Below are 726 nucleotides of genomic sequence, written 5' to 3'. Positions count from 1 at the left end.
ACTTATTGCCCTTTGGTGACGTTCTACCAAACGGCAATAAGTAGATTTGTTTTTTAAGTCTTACGTTTACGCCTGCCTTGCATAAGCTCCCATTTAGGGGCGGAACACAGCAGTTTAAACCCCAATCGGTTCGTTAGAGCTTTTGAAAGTAAAGTGAAATGAAACGCCGCCCGTAATCTACAGAGGCGAGAAAACGCACTTTCAAGGAACGAGAAATTAAGGGATAAACTCCGCAAGTTTCTTTCTCACCACTTCTATATCATGCTCCCTATTATCCCTCTTTAAGCGTTTCGTTGTACCAAAATCGCTATAACGCAGAATGATAAGCTTTATGCCATGCTTTGGCAACTCCGTTCTTCGTCTCTCATCATACAAACGTCTTTGCTCTCCCCTAGACACGCCACTTACCGTTTTCTTATTATCGAAGAATGGTGTCGACTCAGTATGTTGACTTTCATAATACTCTATCACAAGGTTCAAACCCTCATAAAAGGCGTCAACAGGCAGCTTTCTCCCAGTATCGCCCAACAAAAACTCAAAACAATACTGTTGCAATGCTTCCATTTTTAGCACTTCATTGCAGAGTTCTATTACATAATATTCGTCTGAATCAATTCTACTCGAACCCTTCTTCCTCACAGATGCACCATTAGAGACATCAACCAAGCCTTTAGATAACAATGTATTCGCATCCATATCTGCGTTTACATCAACAAAAGTCCAATA

At 40.9% G+C, this 726-nt stretch carries 1 protein-coding gene; it reads right to left on the bottom strand.

The genetic code is table 11. From position 1 onward, the window contains the following. Nucleotides 1–216 precede the first annotated feature (216 nt). On the bottom strand, nt 217–726 hold a 510-nt coding region (locus HMPREF0670_RS15160; protein ID WP_052296894.1), incomplete at its 5' end, for a hypothetical protein.

It is taken from the genome of Prevotella sp. oral taxon 317 str. F0108 (assembly GCF_000162415.1).
GTDB classification, from domain to species: domain Bacteria; phylum Bacteroidota; class Bacteroidia; order Bacteroidales; family Bacteroidaceae; genus Prevotella; species Prevotella conceptionensis.
The sequence above is the reverse complement of the archived record's forward strand: the minus strand, read 5'-3'. Positions and strand labels throughout refer to the sequence as shown.